The 19,930-nt window shown below is 62.3% G+C and carries 14 protein-coding genes; 8 read left to right on the plus strand and 6 right to left on the minus strand.

Annotation, left to right across the window (positions count from 1 at the left end):
* Positions 1 to 154 precede the first annotated feature (154 nt).
* From BN1119_RS13145 to BN1119_RS13150, 3 genes are all read right to left on the minus strand, one after another.
* Positions 155 to 1,891, minus strand: coding sequence for an ABC transporter transmembrane domain-containing protein (locus BN1119_RS13145; protein WP_041998630.1), 1,737 nt, complete (start codon positions 1,889 to 1,891; stop codon positions 155 to 157).
* A complete protein-coding gene (locus tag BN1119_RS21045; RefSeq protein WP_258955564.1) occupies positions 1,888 to 2,022 on the minus strand; it encodes a hypothetical protein in 135 nt (44 codons plus the stop codon). Before BN1119_RS21045 ends, BN1119_RS13145 begins: the two co-directional genes overlap by 4 nt.
* 75 nt (positions 2,023 to 2,097) lie before the next feature.
* The gene (locus tag BN1119_RS13150; protein WP_041998633.1) at positions 2,098 to 4,887 is read right to left on the minus strand and encodes a hybrid sensor histidine kinase/response regulator; all 2,790 of its coding nucleotides are present in this window, start codon (positions 4,885 to 4,887) and stop codon (positions 2,098 to 2,100) included.
* Positions 4,888 to 5,020: 133 nt separating this feature from the next.
* On the opposite strand from BN1119_RS13150, the gene trxC reads away from it, so the two are divergent.
* Together trxC and BN1119_RS13160 are read left to right on the plus strand one after the other, a co-directional pair.
* Entirely contained in the window at positions 5,021 to 5,458 is a 438-nt protein-coding gene (trxC, locus tag BN1119_RS13155) for a thioredoxin TrxC (RefSeq protein ID WP_041998636.1), read from the plus strand.
* A gap of 154 nt (positions 5,459 to 5,612) precedes the next feature.
* On the plus strand, positions 5,613 to 7,013 hold the full coding sequence (locus BN1119_RS13160) for an SLC13 family permease (protein ID WP_041998639.1): 1,401 nt from the start codon (positions 5,613 to 5,615) through the stop codon (positions 7,011 to 7,013).
* A gap of 392 nt (positions 7,014 to 7,405) precedes the next feature.
* On the opposite strand, the gene BN1119_RS13165 is transcribed toward BN1119_RS13160, so the two are convergent.
* Entirely contained in the window at positions 7,406 to 9,880 is a 2,475-nt protein-coding gene (locus BN1119_RS13165; protein WP_041998642.1) for a glycogen/starch/alpha-glucan phosphorylase, read from the minus strand.
* 410 nt (positions 9,881 to 10,290) lie between these two features.
* A complete protein-coding gene (locus BN1119_RS13170; protein WP_041998645.1) occupies positions 10,291 to 10,491 on the minus strand; it encodes a DUF4250 domain-containing protein in 201 nt (66 codons plus the stop codon).
* A gap of 233 nt (positions 10,492 to 10,724) precedes the next feature.
* On the opposite strand from BN1119_RS13170, the gene BN1119_RS13175 reads away from it, so the two are divergent.
* Entirely contained in the window at positions 10,725 to 11,201 is a 477-nt protein-coding gene (locus BN1119_RS13175; RefSeq protein ID WP_041998648.1) for a hypothetical protein, read from the plus strand.
* Between the two features lie 277 nt (positions 11,202 to 11,478).
* Here the strand turns inward: BN1119_RS13175 and BN1119_RS13180 are convergent, their stop codons facing one another.
* A complete protein-coding gene (locus BN1119_RS13180; protein ID WP_041998650.1) occupies positions 11,479 to 13,005 on the minus strand; it encodes a fumarate hydratase in 1,527 nt (508 codons plus the stop codon).
* Positions 13,006 to 13,215: 210 nt separating this feature from the next.
* Here BN1119_RS13180 and pabB point away from each other — a divergent pair, with 210 nt between their 5' ends.
* From pabB to BN1119_RS13205, 5 genes are all read left to right on the plus strand, one after another.
* The gene (gene pabB / locus BN1119_RS13185; RefSeq protein WP_084205462.1) at positions 13,216 to 14,592 is read left to right on the plus strand and encodes an aminodeoxychorismate synthase component I; all 1,377 of its coding nucleotides are present in this window, start codon (positions 13,216 to 13,218) and stop codon (positions 14,590 to 14,592) included.
* Complete coding sequence (locus BN1119_RS13190) at positions 14,589 to 15,158, plus strand: CoA pyrophosphatase (RefSeq protein ID WP_041998653.1); 570 nt, start codon at positions 14,589 to 14,591, stop codon at positions 15,156 to 15,158. Before pabB ends, BN1119_RS13190 begins: the two co-directional genes overlap by 4 nt.
* A 216-nt stretch (positions 15,159 to 15,374) precedes the next feature.
* Complete coding sequence (locus BN1119_RS13195) at positions 15,375 to 16,673, plus strand: serine/threonine transporter (protein WP_041998655.1); 1,299 nt, start codon at positions 15,375 to 15,377, stop codon at positions 16,671 to 16,673.
* Between the two features lie 140 nt (positions 16,674 to 16,813).
* Entirely contained in the window at positions 16,814 to 18,196 is a 1,383-nt protein-coding gene (locus tag BN1119_RS13200) for an L-serine ammonia-lyase (protein WP_041998658.1), read from the plus strand.
* 353 nt (positions 18,197 to 18,549) lie between these two features.
* On the plus strand, positions 18,550 to 19,920 hold the full coding sequence (locus BN1119_RS13205; RefSeq protein ID WP_041998660.1) for an L-serine ammonia-lyase: 1,371 nt from the start codon (positions 18,550 to 18,552) through the stop codon (positions 19,918 to 19,920).
* Positions 19,921 to 19,930: the final 10 nt, after the last annotated feature.

Raw genomic sequence — 19,930 nt, forward strand, 5'->3', positions numbered from 1 at the left:
ACTCACCTCACTGCCCGTTTCACTCAGAGGCAAGGCGCACAACAGGCCACCCCATAACCGTTTGATAGTCGGGTTCACAGAGTCACCTCATTGCCTGTTTCACTCAGAGGCAAGGAGCACAGCAGGCCACCCCATAACCGTTTGAACGTCGGGTTCACAGGCTCTCCTCCACGTCTTGTTCCAGGCGCTGGTAACGGACCATGTCCGCATACCAGCCCTGGTGAGCCATCAGGGTCTGATGATTGCCCCGCTCGGCGATCCGCCCCTGGGCCAGCACCAGGATCTCGTCGGCCTGCTCTACCGCCGTCATGCGGTGGCTCACCAGGATCAGGGTCCGTCTGTGCCCCTTGAGCGCCAGCAGTATCTGCTGCTCGGTATGGGCATCCACGGCGGAGAGAGCATCGTCAAGCACCAGTATGGGAGCCCCCAGCAGCAGGGCCCGGGCGATGGCGATCCGCTGTTTCTGGCCGCCGGAGAGGGTCACTCCCTTCTCCCCCACCTCGGTCTCATACCCCTTGGGGAAACGAACGATGTCATCGTGCACGCAGGCGATGCGGGCCACCCGCTCTATCTCCTGCTGGCTCGCCTGCGGACTGCCCAGGGCGATGTTGGCGGCGATGGAGGTGGAAAACAGAAACGGCTCCTGGGGCACGTAGGCGAACTGACGCCTGAGATCTCCGAGGGCCAGGGTCTCGATGGCCTGCTCCCCCATCCAGATACCCCCTGTCCCCGGATTGGCCAGGCGCATCAGCAGCTTGAGCAGGCTGCTCTTGCCGGCGCCGGTGCGCCCCACTATGCCGAGCATGGCCCCCTTGGCCAGGGTGAAGTCGATCTCCGCCAGCAGGGTGCGCCCCTGCTGGCCATAGCCCAGCCCCTGCACCCGCAGCGGCAAGGGGGTGACGAGGGGGGCGGGAGCCTCGGGTTCACGGATCTCGCCGTGTTCGCCGAGCAGGTGCTCGATGCGCGAATAGGCGGCGCTGCCCCGCTCTATGATGTTGAACAGCCAGGCGATGGCGAACATGGGCCAGATGAGCTGGCCCAGATACATGGTGAAGCTGGTGAGCTGCCCCAGGGTCAGCTCATCCTGGAGCACCAGGGCGCTGCCGCCGGCCACCGCCAGGAAGTAGGAGCAGCCGATGCACAGGTAAATCACGGGGTCGAACTTGGCATCGATGCGAGCCACCGCCATGTTGCGCTCCCCCGCCTCCCGGGTCAGGGCGGCAAAACCCTGATCTTCCAGGGACTCCACCGCATAGGACTTGAGCACCCGCACCCCGGAGAGGGCCTCCTGGGTCTTGTTGTTGAGGCGGGAGAAGGCCCCCTGGGCCGCCTTGAACGCCTTGTAGATCTGCTTGCCGAAGCGGTTCATGAAGTAGGCCATCACCGGCAGGGGCAGCAGGGAGAGCAGGGTCAGCTGCCAGGAGTACTGGCTGCACATGATGGTGAGCACCAGGGCCCCCACCATGATGGAGTCCACCAGGGTCAGCACCCCTTCCCCCGCCGTCATCTCCACCGCCTGGATGTCGTTGGTGGCGTGGGCCATCAGATCCCCGGTGCGATGGCGCTGGTAAAAATCCGGACTCATGCGGGTGAAGTGGGTGAACAGGCGGTTGCGCAACACATAGGCGAGCCGGTAGGAGGCCCCAAACAGCATGACCCGCCAGACGTAGCGCAGCAGATAGATGGTGATGCCAAGGGCGAGCAGGCCGAGCAGATACGTGGTCAGGCTGGCCTGATCGAGCCGGCCGCTGCCGATGCCATCGACCACCCAGCCCACGATTTTCGGGGGGATGGCCGTCAGCACGGCCACCAGCGCCAGCAGGGAGATGGCGATGAGATAACGCCGCCACTGCTCCTTGAAAAACCAACCCAGACGAAGAAATACGCTCACGCAAGATCCTTGATGATGAAGGCGGTGCCACAGGCAAGGGCCCGCTCGACGGGCAGAAAAGGTGCCCGAACGGGCATGGTCACAGCGCCAGCATGATAGCGCGAAGTGGTGACCATGAGAATAATTGCCATTTGATGTCCCCCTGCAACCGTCTCCAGATGAAAACAGGGAGGGGCCTGTCGGCCCCTCCCTGGCATTGACTGCCATTATGGCCGGGGCGATCGCCCCTCGTCCGCTTCCGACCTCTCCCTGCCATCTGCCACCAGCAGGCAGTGCGACACCCGCTCCCGGGTCTGGTTGAAGATGTGCTGCAACCGGGTCAGATCCGCTTCGCTCAGTGCCTCTGCCTGATGCAGTCGCCACTCGAGCTCGGCCGCCATCATGTGGAGACGGCGGGCCGAGAGGTTGGCCGAGACGCCCTTGAGGGTGTGCAGCAGCCGTATTGCCGCCTGTGGCTCCTGGCGGCGCAGGGCGCTGCGGATCTCCCACAGGTCATCCTTGTGTTCGGACATGAACAGCTTGAACAGGATATGCAGCGCCTCCCTGTCCTGATCGAGCCGGTGCAGGGCATCGGCCAGATCCAGCAGATCCATGGCCTCGGGGGGCTTGACCGTCACCATCTGCTCGCCCGGTGCCTGCTTGAGCCACTGGAGCAGGTTGTTGTAGAGATCCAGCTTGCTGACCGGCTTGGTCACATAGCCGTTCATGCCGACCCCCAGGCAACGCTCCCTGTCCCCCGGCATGGCGCTGGCGGTGAGGGCGATGATGGGCACGTCGTGCTTGTCCACCATCTTGCGGATCTGGCGGGTGGCATCCAGCCCGTCCAGCACCGGCATCTGCAAGTCCATCAGGATGACGTCGAACGGCTGCTCGGCGACCCGCTCCACCGCCTCACGGCCATTGGTGACCACGGTAACCTGCACCTCGACCCGCTTGAGGTATTCGATGATGAGCTGCTGGTTGACCCTGTTGTCTTCCGCCAGCAGCACCCGGGTGCCCCGCAGCAGTTCGTGGAAATTCTGCTGATCCCCCTGGGCCTCTGCCTGGCGCAGGTGGGCATCGAAGGAGCTGCCATTGAGCAGCTCATCCACCTTGGCCAGCAGGGCGTTCTCCGTCATGGGCTTGGCAAGGAAGTGGTGCAGGCCCATGCTCTCCATGCGCGCCTGCAATCCCTCCTTCGCCCAGGCACTGGTCATCAGAAGGGGGATGAGCCGCCACTGGCTGTGCTGGCTCATCTCCAGCGCCAGATCCAGGCCATCCTCCTGGCCCATGCGCCAGTCGAAGATGGCCAGCTTGAGGTTGATCCCCTCCTCCCGCAGCACCTCGCGGGCACGCGAGACGCTGTTGACCCCTATCACCCTGGCGCCGGAGCGACTCAGCATGTCGCCGATGAGCTCCAGCACCAGCTCGTTGTCGTCCATGACCAGGATGAGGGGTTGCTGCTCGAAGAAGACCCGCCGTCCCGAGACGCCATACACCGCCTTGTTCATGGGGATCTCGAACTGGAACAGGGAGCCTACCCCTGGCTTGCTCTGCACCGAGATCTTGCCCCCCATCAGCTCCACCAGCCGCTGGGAGATGTTAAGCCCAAGCCCGGAGCCGCCATATTTGCGGGTGTTGCCCGCCTCCAGCTGGGTGAAGGGCTGGAACAGCTGCGCCTGCTTCTCCTCGGCGATGCCGATCCCGGTGTCCCGCACGCTGAACCGCACCCGCATGGGGTCGGCGCTGGCCAGGGTGATGGCCACCTCCACCTCGCCGCGCTCGGTGAACTTGATGGCATTGTTGACCAGATTGACCAGCACCTGACCGAGGCGCAGGGGATCCCCGCGCAGAAAGTCGGGCACGGCGGGAGACTTGTTGATGATCACCTCGACCTGCTTGCGCTCGGCCAGATCGGCAAACATGCCCGCCAGGGAGTCTATCTGCTCGGCCAGGTCAAAATCGATCTCCTCAAGGCTGAGCTTGCCGGACTCGACCTTGGTCAAGTCCAGGATGTCATTGATGAGCAGCAGCAGGGTGTCCGAGGAGGACTTGATCTTGCCGAGGTAGTCCCGTTGCTGCTGGCTGAGGGGGGTCTGCAACGCCAGGGTGCTGAAGCCGATGATGGCATTCATGGGGGTGCGGATCTCGTGGCTCATGTTGGCCAGAAAGTCGCTCTTGGCCTGGGCCAGCAGGCCGGTCTCCCGGGAAAGTTCGCTCAGTTTCAGGTTGCGGCGCCACAGGGTCAGGGCCACCAGGGAGAAGCAGATCAGGGCGCCGGCCAGTACCAGCAAGAAGAAGCGGCTCTTGAGCTCGGACGCCTGCTGGATCTTGCTCTGTTTCCAGGCCACCAGGGCGTCGAGCTCGTGCATGTCGATCACCTGATTGCGCAGCTCATGGTAGCTGGCGACCTGCTCGCTCACGTCCTGGCTGAGCGCAATGAGGCTGCGCAGCGCCGGCACCCGCGCCACCGAGCCGTTCAACTGCTGCAACAGCTGCTCAACGGCCTGACCGTCCGCCTCATCCCAGTTGCGCTTGAGGTAGTGCAGCCGCTGGGCCAGGGTACGCACCTGCCCCATCAGCTCGGCATCCGCCTGGTGATCCGTCAACACGGTTTTCAGCTGCTGCTGGAAGGGTTTTTCTATGTATTCGAGCCCCATCTCCATGGAGGAGAGACGGGTCAGGTCGTGCAGATAGCGTTCGATGTCATGGAGCAGGGTCTGGGCATGGGGGTCGGCGGCGGAGTCCGGATCCTGACGCACCTTGCGCACGAACCGGTCCAGATTGGCGGAGAGCTGCTCCAGACGCTGCTGCACCTGTTCGTCATTGGCCTGCTCGCGCCCGAGCAGATAGACGGTGTCGGTATTGACCCGATTGAGGATGAGTTCCGCCGCCACACTCAGGTCGAAGGCCCGTTGCTGCTGGCTGAGCAGGCGCCAGCAATAGCCGCTGAACAGCAGCAGAGTGACCATGACCAGACACAAGATCAGGCGGTTGGACCCTGTGTTATTATTCATCCCGTTTTCACTCCCATCTATGACGTACTCCCGCAAGACCCAAGGTATCAAGGTGCGCCCATGTTAGCGCCAGCGAGCCCTGAAAGTGAAATGGATGTGATAAATCAACGCATAACCGATGAAAGAGCGCCCAATGACCCTTATCACCACCTATTGTAGCCAGTGCCTGACCCGCAATCGGCTGCCCAGTGAGAAATTGCAGGCCGACGCCAAATGCGGCCGTTGTGGCCAGGCCCTGTTCGCCATTACCCCCGTAGAGGGCGATGCGGCCCGGTTCGAGCGCCTGATCCAGTCCGATCTACCGGTGGTGGTCGACTGCTGGGCCAGCTGGTGCGGCCCCTGCCAGCAGTTCGCCCCCATCTTTGCCGAGGTGGCCCGGGAACTCGAGCCTGGTGTGCGCTTCATCAAGCTCGATACCGAGCAGGCCCCCGAGATCGCCGCCCGTTACGGCATCCGCAGCATCCCGACCCTGCTGCTGTTTCGCCGTGGTGAGCTTGTCGCCCGCCAATCCGGGTCCCTGCCCAAGATGGTATTCAGGCAGTGGTTGGCCCAGCATGGCGCGCCGAGTTGATAACAGCTTGTTTCATAAATGTTTCATTTTGGTGAGGGAGGCAAACAGCTCTGTGAGCCTCCCCAAAATTTGCGGATCTGCCCCTGTTTGAAACGCCATAACAGTCGTAACCTCGGCAACACAACAACAACCATAAATTAACCGAGACTACCCTATGCAACCCAATGTCGTCCCCGAGATCACCCCCGGGCACTCCCCCTCGCCACGCTGGTTCGATATCAAATCCGGCATCGTCATCGCCAACATAGTGCTGCTGGCAGCCATGCTCGCCTGGCTCCCGTTCGATCCCATGGTCAACAAGGGGCTCGGCATCCTGGTCTTCATCGCCATTCTCTGGCTGACCGAGGCGCTCCATGTCACCGTCACGGCCCTGCTCATCCCCCTGCTCGCCACCCTGCTCGGGGTGTTTGACATGGCCAAGTCCCTCACCGATTTTGCCAACCCCATCCTCTTCCTCTTCTTCGGCGGGTTTGCCCTGGCCGCCGCCCTCTCCAAGCAGGGGCTGGATCGGCTGATGGCCGCCAAGGTGATGCAGCTGGCCAGAGGTCATCTGATCTGGGGCGCCATCTTGCTGTTCACCATCACGGCGGCCATGTCCATGTGGATCAGCAACACGGCCACCGCCGCCATGATGCTGCCCCTGGGCATAGGTCTGCTGGCCCAGCTCGACAGCCAGCGGGATCGCCGCACCTTCGTGTTCGTGCTGCTGGGCATCGCCTACAGCGCCAGCATCGGCGGCATAGGTACCCTGGTCGGCAGCCCGCCCAATGCCATCGCCGCCGCCCAGATGGGGATCAGCTTCACCGACTGGATGAAGTTCGGCATGCCAGTGGTGCTGATCCTGATGCCCTGCGGCATCGCCCTGCTCTATCTGGTCACCCGTCCCGACTTGAGCCACAGGGTCGAGAGCCAGCATGTCACCATTCACTGGAGCCGGGATCGCAAGGCCACCCTGGTCATCTTCCTGGTCACCGTCGTGCTCTGGATAGGCTCCCAGCCCATCTCCAAGGCCCTCGGCGGCATTCCCCAGTTCGACAGCCTGATCGCCATCGGCGCCATCATCGCCATCGCCATCAGCCGGGTCGCCAGCTGGGATGACATCAACCAGAACACAGACTGGGGCGTGCTGATGCTGTTCGGGGGTGGCCTGACCTTGAGCGCCATTCTCAAGGCGACGGGCACCAGCGCCTTCCTGGCCGAGCACCTCTCCGCCGTGCTGGCCAATGCCAACCTCTTCATCATGCTGCTGATCCTCGCCGCCTTCGTGGTGTTCCTGACCGAGCTGGTCTCCAACACCGCCACCGCCGCCCTGCTGATCCCGCTGTTTGCCGGGGTGGCCGAGGCACTGGGGGTCTCTCCCGTGGTGATGTCGGTGCTGATCGCCATCGGCGCCTCCTGCGCCTTCATGCTGCCGGTCGCCACCCCGCCCAACGCCATCGTCTTCGCCAGCGGCCATATCCAGCAGCGGGAGATGATGCGCGCCGGCCTGGCCCTGAACCTGGTGTTCACCCTGCTGCTGGCCATCCTGGCCTTCTTCGTCGGTGACATCCTCTGAGTCGTCGCCGATCCGGCCCACCCAGGCCCCCGCCTCGCGGGGGCTTTTTTTCGCGCGCCGCCAGCCATCCCAGCCGGGATCCTGCACCGGCTGACAGCCGCCAGTCTCATCCTGCGCCTTCCAGGACAGGGGGCTCCTCAGGCCCGGTTCCCGGTCGCAGCATACAGCCCAGGCCGCTCCGCCCCCTGCTTCCGGCCAGCCCCCCTCCACTGTCGGCTCCCACGCCGCCTGTGGCCTGGATGACATCCCTTTCATCTCTCTGACCTAGTTCCCACACCACCGCACGACCTGGTTCAGCTCGCCCCGCCCAGGAAGATCCCGACTCGCGCCCTCGCCAGGCGAGAGGCACAAAAAAGCCCCCGGGATGCGGGGGCCTGCGACATAGGGCGGTATCAAGCCACCTTGCAACGCTCGAGCTTCCAGATCCGCTCGACATAATCCTGGATGGAACGGTCCGAGTTGAACTTGCCCATGGTGGCCGAGTTGATGATGGCCTTCCTGGCCCACAGGGCCGGGTCGCGATACCAGGTGTCCACCAGCTTGTGCGCCTCGGAGTACGACTCGAAGTCCGCCAGGGTCAGGTAGGGATCCCCCCCTTCCAGCAGGGAGCGCTTGATGGAGGAGAGTTCCCCCGGCTTGCCCGGCGTGAAGTAGTCGGTATCAAACCAGTCCAGCACCGCCTTGAGCTCCGAGTTGCCGTAGTAGAAGTCATAGGGGTTGTAGCCGCGCGCCTTGAGGGCTTTCACCTCGTCCACGGTCAGCCCGAAGATGGCGCAGTTGTCGGCCCCCGCCTCTTCGGCGATCTCGATGTTGGCCCCATCCAGGGTGCCTATGGTAATGGCGCCGTTCAGAGCCAGTTTCATGTTGCCGGTACCCGAGGCCTCGTAGCCTGCGGTGGAGATCTGCTCGGAGACATCCGCCGCCGGGATCAGTTTCTCCGCCAGGCTCACCCGGTAGTTCGGCATGAACACCACTTTCAGCTTGCCCTGGATGCGGGCGTCGTTGTTGACCCGCTCCGCCAGCTTGTTGATGGCGTAGATGATGTCCTTGGCCAGCTTGTAACCGGGCGCCGCCTTGGAGCCGAAGATGAACACCCGCGGGTGCATGTCATAGTCCGGGTTCGCCAGCAGGCGACGGTAGAGCGCCATGATGTGGATGAGGTTGAGCTGCTGGCGCTTGTACTCGTGCAGACGCTTGATCTGGATATCGAAGATGGCATTGGCATCCACGTCGATCCCGGTCTCGGCCTTGATCACCTTAACCAGCTTCTCCTTGTTGTGGCGCTTGATGGTCATGAACTGCTGCTGGAATGCCTTGTCATCGGCAAACTGGGTGACGGCACGCAGCTTGTCCAGTTGCAGCGGCCACTCCTTGCCCACCACCTCGTTGTAGAGGGCGGCCAGCTCGGGGTTGCAGGCCAGCAGCCAGCGGCGGGGGGTGACCCCGTTGGTGACGTTGCACATCTTCTCGGGCCAGAGGGCGGCAAATTCCGGGAAGAGATCCTCTTTCACCAGCTTGGAGTGGATCTCGGCCACGCCGTTGACCCTGGAGGAGCCGATGACGCACAGGTTGCCCATGCGCACCTTGCGCACATCCCCTTCTTCGATGATGGAGAGCTTGGCCTTGATGGCGTTGTCTCCCGGCCACTTGGGTTCCACCAGATCGCCGAGGAAGCGGGCGTTGATCTCGTAGATGATCTCCAGATGGCGGGGCAGCACCTTCTCGAACAGGCTGACATTCCACTTCTCCAGCGCTTCCGGCAGCAGGGTGTGGTTGGTGTAGGAGAAGACCTGATAGCAGATGGCCCAGGCGGCATCCCAGTGCAAGTCTTCCTCGTCCACCAGCACCCGCATCAGCTCGGGGATGGCCACGGTCGGGTGGGTATCGTTGAGCTGGATGGCAATCTGGGCGGCAAACTTGCCAAAATCGCTGCCGTGGACCCGCTTGTAGCGGCGCATGATGTCCTTGATGGAGCAGGCGCAGAAGAAGTACTGCTGGATCAGGCGCAGCTCTTTGCCTGCATCCGTCTCGTCATTGGGGTAGAGCACCTTGGAGATGGTCTCGGCCTGGGCCTTCTCGGCCTGGGAGTCGACATAGCCCCCGGCGTTGAACACGTCCCAGTCGAAGAATTCGGAGGCGCGGGACTCCCACAGCCGCAGTATGTTGACGGTGTGACCGCCAAAACCCACCACGGGGATATCCCAGGGCACCCCTTTGATCTTGCGACCGGCATGCCACACCTTCTTGAGGGCGCCGCTCTCGCAGAAACGGGTCTCCACATAGCCATACAGGGGGATCTCCTGCACGGACTCGGGACGGCAGATCTCCCAGGGATTGCCATATTCACGCCAGGAGTCCGGACGCTCTATCTGGCGGCCATCCTGGATCTCCTGGCGAAACAGACCGTGCTCATAGTGCAGGCCATACCCCACCGCCGGGTAGTTCAGGGTCGCCAGGGAGTCGATGAAGCAGGCCGCCAGGCGACCCAGACCACCGTTGCCGAGGGCCATGTCCGGCTCCTGCTCGCACAGGTCGGTCAGCTCGATGCCAAGCTCGGCCAACGCCTCTTCGCACAGGGTATAGAGGGAGAGGTTGTGTAGGTTGTTGGAGGTCAGCCGCCCCATCAGAAACTCGGCAGAGAAATAGTGGATAGCCCGGGTATCCTCGCTGAAGTGGGTCTGCTGGGTACGGGTCAGGCGCTCGTATACCTGTTCGTTGACGGCGGCGGCCGTGGCCTTCCACCAGGCCTGGGGCGAGGCCTTCTGCTCGCTGGTACCCAGGGTGGAGCGCAGATGACGCACTATGCTCGCCTTGAGTTGATCCTTGTTCAGTTGCAGATCCAGCTCTGTCTTCTTCTTGCTAGCCATAACGCTGTTTCCTTCGTTACTTAAATATTTTGATTACCCGCCAGGGGCCGATTTTTTTAGTTATCTGAGATTGGTATTCCGGCGGGGGAATATTAACTAATGCTGCAAACGTAAAAGTTAACTCACGTCACAGTTTAAGGTATGAAAGTGACAGTTTAACAATGAAAACCCTTTCCTGTCACCAGAGAACAAAAACCATAAAAATCAGTCACTTTAAGTTAATCACCGTTATTTACCTTCCTTGTTACACGGGAATGTGGTTTCACATTGAACCTGCTGAAGGCCTGGCTTGAAAATATCTGAAAATAAACCGAAAAATTGAAATCGTTTTCAAATATCAGTCATTCACAACGCAACAAAACAGCCGCCCATCGAGCGGCTGCTTTTCATCATCCAGCGTTAAAACAGACTCATAGCTGCCTGGATTTAAACTGATTGCTCACCCCATCGTACTGATAACCGATCTGTTCAAGGCGGGTCGCCAGCTGATCCTCGCTCATGTCGTAGTAGGCGAGCAGTTCATCGAGATTGTCACACTCCAGCCTCAGTTTCTCGTTGACGATTCCGAGCAAGATGTTGGCGTCCAATCGCTGCAAAGTCGTGGCATCCATGACATGGCTCCTCCTGTTAAACCCTGTATAACCATGGCCTCCCTGCCGGGTTTTGTCCATTTATCGGGCGACAAGCGTTCGAAGCCATGATGAAGAAACCGGCTAGGTATCAATGAGATGGCGTTTATCTTGGTTAGCTGCGTCACATTTTTGAGCAAAAACGACTTGTCGAATGCACTGGATAGAACTACTGTATACCCATACAGCATGGTCATTCATACAGGAAACAGCAGATGAACCAGCCAATGAGCCGCCCCCTTGCCTCCCTGACCGCCGGGTTGACCCAACCCTGGCCGACTCGTCATCTGACACGCCGTCCGGGCGCATCCGCCATGACAATGGGCGATGGGGCCCAGCTGCTCGGCGCCCTGGGAGAGATAAGCCAGGCCAAGCGAGGCTGGATCCTGCTGATTGCGCCCCCCGGCCTGCCGGTCGCCGCCCAGCTGCGGGCCCATGGCATAGATCCGGCCCACGTGCTGGTGGTCCATGGCCACAAGATCAAGAACTGGCAGCGCACCCTGGAGCTGGCACTCGACCGCAGCCGCTGCGCCGCCGTCGTCACCTGGTTGCCCGAGTCCATCAGCCTGGATACCGAACGCCTGTTGCGGCTGACCCAGGGCAAGGAGATGCTGACCCACTACTTCCAGCGCGAGACGAGCCAGGAGCCAGCCGTGAACTATGGCAACCAGGACGTCTACCTCAATCATTGAATCCTAGCCGCCGCTCACCCACGAGGGCGTGAGGATGTCGAGACATTGGAAAGGATTGAGCAGCTGGAGAGCCTGAAAGGCTTGCGTACCCTGAAAAGCCTGAGCGGTTTCAGCGGTTTGCCAGCCTGCTCCCCCTGCCCCGCTCGCGCAAGGCACTGATCTGGCAAGATCTCGGCAAGACGGCTGTTCAGCTCACATGAAGGGATACACCAAAACAGAGCGGCGGCCCGAGGGCCGCCGCTTGTGATAACAGGGGGCAAGCCCCCCGTCTGCTGACTCAGGAGGAGAGCTTGCCGTCGAGCTCGGCAATCTTGGCGGACCAGATGGCCGGGCCCGTCTCGTGGATATTGTTGCCCTGGGAGTCGACCGCCACTGTCACTGGCATGTCTTCCACCTCGAACTCGTAGATGGCTTCCATCCCCAGATCGGCAAAGGCCACCACCCGCGACTTCTTGATCGCCTTGGCCACCAGGTAGGCGGCGCCCCCCACGGCCATCAGATAGACGGCCTGGTGCTGGCGGATGCTCTCGACGGTTTTCGGGCCGCGCTCTGACTTGCCTATCATGCCGATGAGGCCGGTTTCCCCCAGCATCATGTCGGTGAACTTATCCATCCGGGTGGAGGTGGTGGGACCGGCCGGGCCGACCACCTCATCGCGTACCGCATCGACCGGGCCGACGTAATAGATGAAGCGGTTGGTGAAATCGACCCCTTCCGGCAGGCCCTCGCCATTTTTCAGCATGTCGGCGATGCGCTTGTGGGCGGCGTCGCGACCGGTGAGGATCTTGCCCGAAAGCAGCACGGTATCGCCACTCTTCCAGCTGGCGAGCTCGGCCTTGGTGATGCCGTCAACATTGACCCGGCGCACATTGCCACCGGACTCGCGGGTGATCTCCGGCCAGTCTTCCAGCCTCGGCGGAGTCAGCTCCGCCGGGCCTGAGCCATCGAGCTCGAAGTGGACGTGGCGGGTGGCCGCGCAGTTGGGGATCATCACCACGGGCTTGGAGGCGGCATGGGTCGGCGCCGATTTGACCTTCACGTCCAGCACAGTGGTGAGGCCGCCCAGACCCTGGGCACCTATCCCCAGCTTGTTGACCTGGTCATAGAGCGCGACTCTCAGCTTCTCTTCTGTGGTCTCGGGTCCGCGGGCGATCAGCTCCTGAATGTCGATGTGCTCCATCAGGGCTTCCTTGGCCAGCACGGCCGCCTTCTCTGCGGTGCCGCCGATGCCGATGCCCAGCATGCCGGGCGGGCACCAGCCAGCGCCCATGGTGGGCACCGTCTTCAAGACCCACTCGACTATGTCATCGGAGGGGTTGAGCATCGCCATCTTGGATTTATTCTCGGATCCGCCCCCCTTGGCCGCGATGCTCACCTCCACCTTGTTGCCGGGGACCATGTCGATGTGCACCACGGCCGGGGTGTTGTCCCTGGTGTTCTTGCGGCTGCCGGCCGGATCGGCGAGCACGCTGGCTCGCAGCGGGTTGTCCGGGTTGGTGTAGGCACGACGCACCCCTTCGTCCACCATCTGCTGCACTGTGAGATCCGAGTCCCACTGCACCTGCATGCCGATCTTGACGAAGCAGGTGACGATGCCGGTATCCTGGCACAGAGGGCGATGCCCTTCGGCAGACATGCGGGAGTTGATCAGGATCTGGGCCAGGGCATCCTTGGCGGCCGGGTTGATCTCGCGGTCATAGGCGGCCTTGGCGGCCTGGACGAAATCGAGGGGGTGGTAGTAGGAGATGTACTGCAGGGCGCCTTCGACGGAATCGATAAAATCCTGTTTTCTTATGATGCTCATATCATCCTCACTGGTCCTTGTCTTTGCGAACGTCGGCAAAGCAAGGGCTTCCATGTTGGCCACGCCAGAGAGGGAAAGAGAGGGGCATGCAAGTCCCTTCCAACGTCAGGGCGCGGCGTGTTTTTTCTAACATTCGCGGCCACTATGATACCCTTGCCACCCCATACCGGCTAGGGACCAGCGCGCAAACTGTTGCCTGTGTAACAAAAAATGAAACCATCTCTGCACATTCATCCTCTCCCGGACACCGGCAGCGCGGCGACCCTGTTTGCCCGGCTGCAACACCTGCCCTGGGCCATGCTGCTCGAATCCATGGGACCCCTTGGCCAGGACAATCGCTTCGACATCATCACGGCCGATCCCCTGGCGACCCTCGCCACCGAAGGGGAGCTGACCCGGCTCTGCCAGGCAGGCGAGGAACAGCACCTGAGCGGGGATCCCCTCGCCCTGCTGGCCGAGACCCAGCGCCGCCTGCTCGGCGAAACGCAGGCCTGCGACCACGACCTGCCCTTCATCGGCGGGGCGCTCGGGCTGTTTGGCTACGATCTGGGGCGCCGCTTCGAGCGCCTGCCGGTACAGGCCCAAGCGGATGTGGCCATCCCCGACATGGCAGTCGGCCTCTATGACTGGGCCCTCATCCATGACAAGGAGCAAGGGGGTTGGCAGCTGGTGCACTGGGGTCATGCCCCCGGGCTGGCTCGCCGCCTCGCCTGGTGGCAGGCCCAGGGGGAAGTGGCGCCCAGGGCGTTTCGCCTGCTCGGCCCCTGGCAGAGCAACATGAGCCGCGAACAGTATGCCGACAAGTTTGCCCGCATCCAGGCCTATCTGGCGGCGGGAGACTGCTACCAGATCAACCTGACCCAGCGCTTCCAGGCCCCCTACCAGGGGGACGAGTGGGCCGCCTATCTGCGGCTGCGCGCCGCCAATGGTGCCCCTTTCTCCGCCTTCCTGCGCCTGCCTGGCAGCGCCGTGCTGAGCCTCTCCCCCGAGCGCTTCCTGTTGCTGGACGGGCGCCATATCGAGACCAAGCCCATCAAGGGCACCCGCCCCCGCGCCGCCGATCCCCGTCAGGACGAAGCCAGAGCCCGCGAGCTGGCGAGCGCCGACAAGGACAGATCGGAGAATCTGATGATCGTGGATCTGCTGCGCAACGACATAGGCCGGGTGAGCCGGCCAGGCACGGTCAGCGTCCCCCAGCTGTTTGCGGTCGAATCCTTTCCCGCCGTCCATCACCTGGTCTCCACCATCCATGGCGAGCTGGATGCCCCCTGGCAGGGGGTGGATCTGCTGCGGGCCTGCTTCCCGGGGGGCTCCATCACAGGGGCACCCAAGATCCGGGCGATGGCGATCATCGAGGAGCTCGAACCCCACAGACGCAACGGCTATTGCGGCAGCATTGGCTACCTGAGCCAGCATGGGCGCATGGACACCAGCATCTGCATCCGGACCCTGCTGGCGGCCAGGGGGCAGCTCTACTGCTGGGCCGGTGGCGGCATCATCGCCGACTCCCGGGTAGAAGAAGAGTATCAGGAGACCTTCGACAAGCTGGCGCGGATCCTGCCACTGCTGGAGAACGAGCACCCATGACCCATGGCGACCTGTTGACCCGCTTCCTGCTGCAACTGCCAAGCCCCGCCCTGGTGCGCCCGAGCCGCCCCGGCCTTCATCCTGCCGCCGTGCTGATGCCCCTGGTGGCGCGCGCCGACGGCCTGCACCTGCTGCTGACCGAGCGCAGCCGCCACCTGCGCCACCACGCCGGGGAGATAAGCTTCCCCGGGGGGCGCCAGGATCCGGAGGATGAGAGCCTCTACCGGACGGCGCTGCGGGAAACCGAGGAGGAGATAGGGGTGCCCGCCAGCCAGATCCGCCTGCTCGGCCATCTGCCCAGGCTGCCGACCGTGTCGCAATTCGAGGTGCTGCCCGTGCTCGGCCTGCTGGATCCGCACTACCGGCTCGGGCTCAACGAGAATGAGGTCAGCGCCGCCTTCGAGGTGCCCCTTCATCACCTGCTGGATCCTGCCCGCTACATCAGCATGACCCTGCAGCGTCAGGGGCGCCGCGATACCCTGTACTGGATCCCCTGGCAACACAGATACATCTGGGGCGCGACCGCCAGCATGATCCGGCAACTGGCCGCCCAGATCGCCATTTAACACTATCGCTACATTTTCGGGAGCAAAAATCGGGATTTAACATTCAAATAACACTGGAAATGATAAACAAAAATTGAAATTTTATTCTTTTGATCACGTTTCCATAAAAAAGTGCGGGTTTCGACGGTAGAAAAGTGAATTTGATCAACAAATTCACCCGCAAAGACAGTATCCTTGCGCCGGATTTATAAAAACCACACATCTGGGGTCAGACACATGTCAAATACCGTCACTCACGCACAGGACGCTGCGGTCACCAAGGAGCAAGGAACAAGCTCCGTTCAATCCCGTGGTTGGGGCAAACAGGATACTACCTGGGTCATCAGCCTGTTTGGTACCGCCGTCGGCGCAGGGATCCTCTTCCTGCCCATCAATGCCGGCATGGGTGGCTTCTGGCCGCTGGTCTGCATGGCGCTGCTGGTCGGCCCCATGACCTATCTGGCCCACCGCGGCCTGGCCCGCTTCGTGCTGTCTTCCAAGCAGCCGAATGCGGACATCACCGAGGTGGTGGAAGAGCACTTCGGCGTCGGCGCCGGCAAGCTCATCACCCTGCTCTACTTCTTTGCCATCTACCCCATCGTCCTCATCTACGGTGTCGGCATCACCAACACGGTCGAGAGCTTCATCGTCAACCAGTTGCAGATGACCGCCCCCCCGCGCTGGATCCTCTCCATCGTGCTGATCATGGGCATGATGTCCGTGATGCTGGCCGGTGAGAAGCTGATGCTCAAGGTGACCCAGTTCCTGGTCTACCCCCTGATCGCCGTCCTGGCGGGCATCTCCCTCTACCTGATCCCGGACTGGACCGGTGCCGCCCTGGCCCAGGTTCCCTCCGGCAAGGACTTTGCCACTACCCTGTGGCTGACCATCCCTGTGCTGGTGTTCTCCTTCAACCACAGCCCGGCCATCTCCAGCTTCGCCCTGGCCCAGCGCCGTGACCATGGCGACCAGGCCGTGGCCAAGTCCGATGCCATCCTGAAGCGCACCGCCATGCTGCTGCTGGGCTTCGTGATGTTCTTCGTCTTCTCCTGCGTCATGAGCCTGACCCCGGCACAGCTGGCGGAAGCCAAGGCCCAGAACATCGCCGTACTCTCCTATCTGGCCAACCAGCACGAGAGCCCGCTCATCTCCTACTTCGGCCCCCTGGTCGCCTTCGTGGCCATCGTATCCTCCTTCTTCGGTCACTATCTGGGTGCCCGTGAAGGTCTCAAGGGCCTGATCGTCCAGCAGATTCGCAGCGCCAACAAGGAGCCGAACCACAAGCTGATCGAGATGATCATCATCGGCTTCTTCATCCTTACCCTCTGGGTCGTCGCCGTGGTCAACCCCTCCATTCTGGGCATGATCGAATCCCTGGGTGGCCCCATCATCGCCACCATACTCTTCATCATGCCGATGTACGCCATCAAGCGCGTACCCGCCATGGCCAAGTATCAGGGCCAGATCAGCAACGTCTTCGTGACCACCATGGGTCTGGTTGCCATCTCCGCCATCCTGTATCAGCTGTTCGGCTAAGCCGGACCGGATACCAACCCGCAAAGGGCTGCTTCGGCAGCCCTTTTTCATGGCGCCATCACATCCCTCACCTCCCCCCCTTCCCAACGACTACAAAAAATTTACAATGTTTAGACAAAACCCATAAGCGGAGTGATGTCATGATCAGCGTCTTCGACCTGTTTTCCATCGGAATAGGCCCCTCATCCTCCCACACGGTCGGCCCCATGCGGGCGGCTCACGCCTTCGTGACCCAGCTCAAGGCGCAGGATCTGCTGGCACGCACCCACAGGGTCGAGACCGAGTGCTACGGCTCCCTCGGCCAGACCGGCAAGGGGCACGGCACCGGCAAGGCGATCATCCTGGGGCTGGCGGGATTCGAGCCCGATACCGTCGATATCGAAGGGATCCCCGCCTTCCTCGCCGACGTGGAGCGCAGCCAGACCCTCACCCTGGCCGGTGAGCAATCGAGCGCCTTCCCCCGCAGTGGCGCCATCATCTTCAACCGCCGCAAGACCCTGCCCGCCCACTCCAACGGCATGACCCTGCGCGCCTATGAGGGGAGCGAGCTGCTGCTGGCCCAGACCTACTACTCCATCGGCGGCGGCTTCATCATAGAAGAGAGCCATTTCGCCAGCGCCCGGGAAGAGGCGGCAGCCTTCGAGGCGGCGCACCCCATACCCTACCCGTTCGAGAGCGGCGCCCAGCTGCTGGCCCACTGCCAGGAGAGCGGTCTCTCGGTGTCCGGCTTGATGCTGGCCAACGAAAAGGTGTTTCGCAGCGAGCAGGAGATAGTGACGGGGCTGCGCAAGATCTGGCACGCCATGCAGGGCTGCGTGACCCGGGGCTGCCAGAGCGAAGGGGTGCTGCCCGGCGGGCTCAAGGTGCGCAGACGGGCCCCCGCCCTCTTCCGTCAGCTCAGCTGCGAGACCAACTTCAACAAGGATCCCCTGATGGTGATGGAGTGGGTCGACCTGTTCGCCCTGGCCGTCAACGAGGAGAATGCCGCCGGGGGCCGGGTGGTCACGGCACCGACCAACGGCGCCGCCGGCATCATCCCCGCCGTGCTGCACTACTATGATCGCTTCGTGCGCACCGTGGATGACGAGCTGCTGGTGCGCTACTTCCTCACCGCCGCCGCCATCGGCATCCTCTACAAGAAGAATGCCTCCCTCTCCGGGGCCGAGGTGGGCTGCCAGGGCGAGGTGGGCGTGGCCTGCTCCATGGCGGCGGGGGCCCTGGCCGAGCTGCTCGGCGCCAGCCCCGCCATCGTTGAGAATGCCGCCGAGATCGGCATGGAGCACAACCTGGGGCTCACCTGCGATCCGGTCGGCGGCCTGGTGCAGGTGCCTTGCATCGAGCGCAACGCCATGGGGGCGGTCAAGGCGATCAACGCCGCCCGCCTCGCCCTGCGGGGTACCGGCGAGCACAAGGTCTCCCTGGACAAGGTGATCAAGACCATGTGGGAAACCGGCAACGACATGAAGACCAAGTACAAGGAGACGGCCCGAGGGGGTCTGGCGGTGAACATCACCGAGTGTTGACTCCCCAGAGCCTGCCCTTGCCAGGGAGACGCAAGGGGAGCGGCCCAGGGCTGGCGTGATGCGAACAGGCCATACGAATCCTATTTCTCCTCCAATACCCGGCCTCGCCGGGTATTTTTTCGCAAAACGTTTGCCAAACGATTAACAAAATGGATAAGCATCAAAATAAATTTTATACTCGCGGCCTTTGGTTCAACAAAAATAGACCTGTTTCAACTTTTTTTAAGGCAGACCGCGTTACACTGCCGTTACCAGGTCCAGGACCTTAGGGCGATGTCACGACGCAAGCGCCATGGATCACCCCCTTTTGCAAGCCGGCAAGGCGCCGGCTTCTACCCAGAGGTAACTACTAGATGATCAGCGTTTTTGATATTTTCAAAATCGGTGTTGGCCCCTCCTCCTCCCACACTGTGGGCCCGATGAAAGCGGCCAAGCAGTTCGTGGACGAGCTGCGAGCGAGCGGCAAGATCCGTGACATCACCCGGATCCAGGTCGATGTCTATGGCTCCCTCTCCTGGACCGGCAAGGGTCACCATACCGACACCGCCATCATCATGGGCCTGGCGGGCAACCTGCCGGAAAATGTCGATATCGACGGCATCCCCGAGTTCATCTCCCGGGTCGAGCAGACCGGTCGCCTGCCCATCGGCCTGCACTGCCACACCGTCAGCTTCCCGCGCGATGCCATGGTGTTCCATGACGAGGCCCTGCCCCTGCATGAAAACGGCATGACCCTGACCGCCTTCATCGAAGATGCCAAGGCCTACAGCAAGACCTACTACTCCATCGGCGGTGGCTTCATCGTCGACGAGGAGAACTTCGGCAAGGCCGACAGCGGCGACATGGCGGTCAACTACCCGTTCAAGAGCGCCGCCGAGCTCATCGCCCATTGCAGCCAGACCGGTCTCTCCATCTCCTCCCTGATGATGGAGAACGAGAAGTGCTTCAACACCCCGGAAGAGATCTACAAGAAGCTCGGCAAGATCTGGACCACCATGCGGGAAGGGATAGAGCGCGGCTGCCGCACCGAGGGTGTGCTCTCCGGGCCGCTGCGTGTACCCCGTCGCGCCGCCCCCCTCTATCGCCAGCTCACCACCAACGAGAGCCTGTCGAGCGACCCCATGAACATCATCGACTGGGTCAACATGTTCGCCCTGGCGGTGAGTGAAGAGAACGCCGCCGGTGGCCGCGTGGTCACGGCACCGACCAATGGCGCCGCCGGCATCATCCCCGCCGTGCTGGCCTACTACGACAAGTTCATCCAGCCGGTGGGCCGCGAAGAGTACACCCGCTTCTACCTGGCCGCCGCCGCCGTCGGCATGCTCTACAAGATGAACGCCTCCATCTCGGGGGCCGAAGTGGGCTGCCAGGGCGAGGTGGGCGTCTCCTGCTCCATGGCCGCTGCCGGCCTGACCGAACTGATGGGCGGCAGCCCTGAGCACGTCTGCGAAGCCGCCGAAATCGGCATGGAGCACAACCTGGGTCTGACCTGTGATCCGGTCGGTGGCCAGGTGCAGGTGCCCTGCATCGAGCGCAACGCCATCGCCTCCATGAAGGCGATCAACGCCTCGCGCATGGCCCTGCGCCGCACCTCCAAGCCGCGCGTGTCGCTGGACAAGGTGATCGAGACCATGTACATCACCGGCAAGGACATGGACTCCAAGTACCGCGAGACCTCCCGCGGCGGCCTGGCCATCAAGGTGATGCAGGTCGCCTGCGAATAAGCGGCAACGC

Origin of the sequence: Aeromonas bivalvium, from assembly GCF_000819765.1 — a bacterium.
Lineage (GTDB): Bacteria > Pseudomonadota > Gammaproteobacteria > Enterobacterales > Aeromonadaceae > Aeromonas > Aeromonas bivalvium.

Coding starts and splice junctions, on each gene's coding strand:
- BN1119_RS13160 (WP_041998639.1), top strand. CDS start 5,613: ATGCAACCCAATGTCGTCCCCGAGATCACCCCCGGGCACTCCCCCTCG.
- BN1119_RS13205 (WP_041998660.1), top strand. CDS start 18,550: ATGATCAGCGTTTTTGATATTTTCAAAATCGGTGTTGGCCCCTCCTCC.
- trxC (WP_041998636.1), top strand. CDS start 5,021: ATGACCCTTATCACCACCTATTGTAGCCAGTGCCTGACCCGCAATCGG.
- BN1119_RS13150 (WP_041998633.1), bottom strand. CDS start 4,887: ATGAATAATAACACAGGGTCCAACCGCCTGATCTTGTGTCTGGTCATG.
- BN1119_RS13195 (WP_041998655.1), top strand. CDS start 15,375: ATGTCAAATACCGTCACTCACGCACAGGACGCTGCGGTCACCAAGGAG.
- BN1119_RS13180 (WP_041998650.1), bottom strand. CDS start 13,005: ATGAGCATCATAAGAAAACAGGATTTTATCGATTCCGTCGAAGGCGCC.
- pabB (WP_084205462.1), top strand. CDS start 13,216: ATGAAACCATCTCTGCACATTCATCCTCTCCCGGACACCGGCAGCGCG.
- BN1119_RS13175 (WP_041998648.1), top strand. CDS start 10,725: ATGAACCAGCCAATGAGCCGCCCCCTTGCCTCCCTGACCGCCGGGTTG.
- BN1119_RS13190 (WP_041998653.1), top strand. CDS start 14,589: ATGACCCATGGCGACCTGTTGACCCGCTTCCTGCTGCAACTGCCAAGC.
- BN1119_RS13200 (WP_041998658.1), top strand. CDS start 16,814: ATGATCAGCGTCTTCGACCTGTTTTCCATCGGAATAGGCCCCTCATCC.
- BN1119_RS13170 (WP_041998645.1), bottom strand. CDS start 10,491: ATGGATGCCACGACTTTGCAGCGATTGGACGCCAACATCTTGCTCGGA.
- BN1119_RS13165 (WP_041998642.1), bottom strand. CDS start 9,880: ATGGCTAGCAAGAAGAAGACAGAGCTGGATCTGCAACTGAACAAGGAT.
- BN1119_RS21045 (WP_258955564.1), bottom strand. CDS start 2,022: ATGGCAATTATTCTCATGGTCACCACTTCGCGCTATCATGCTGGCGCT.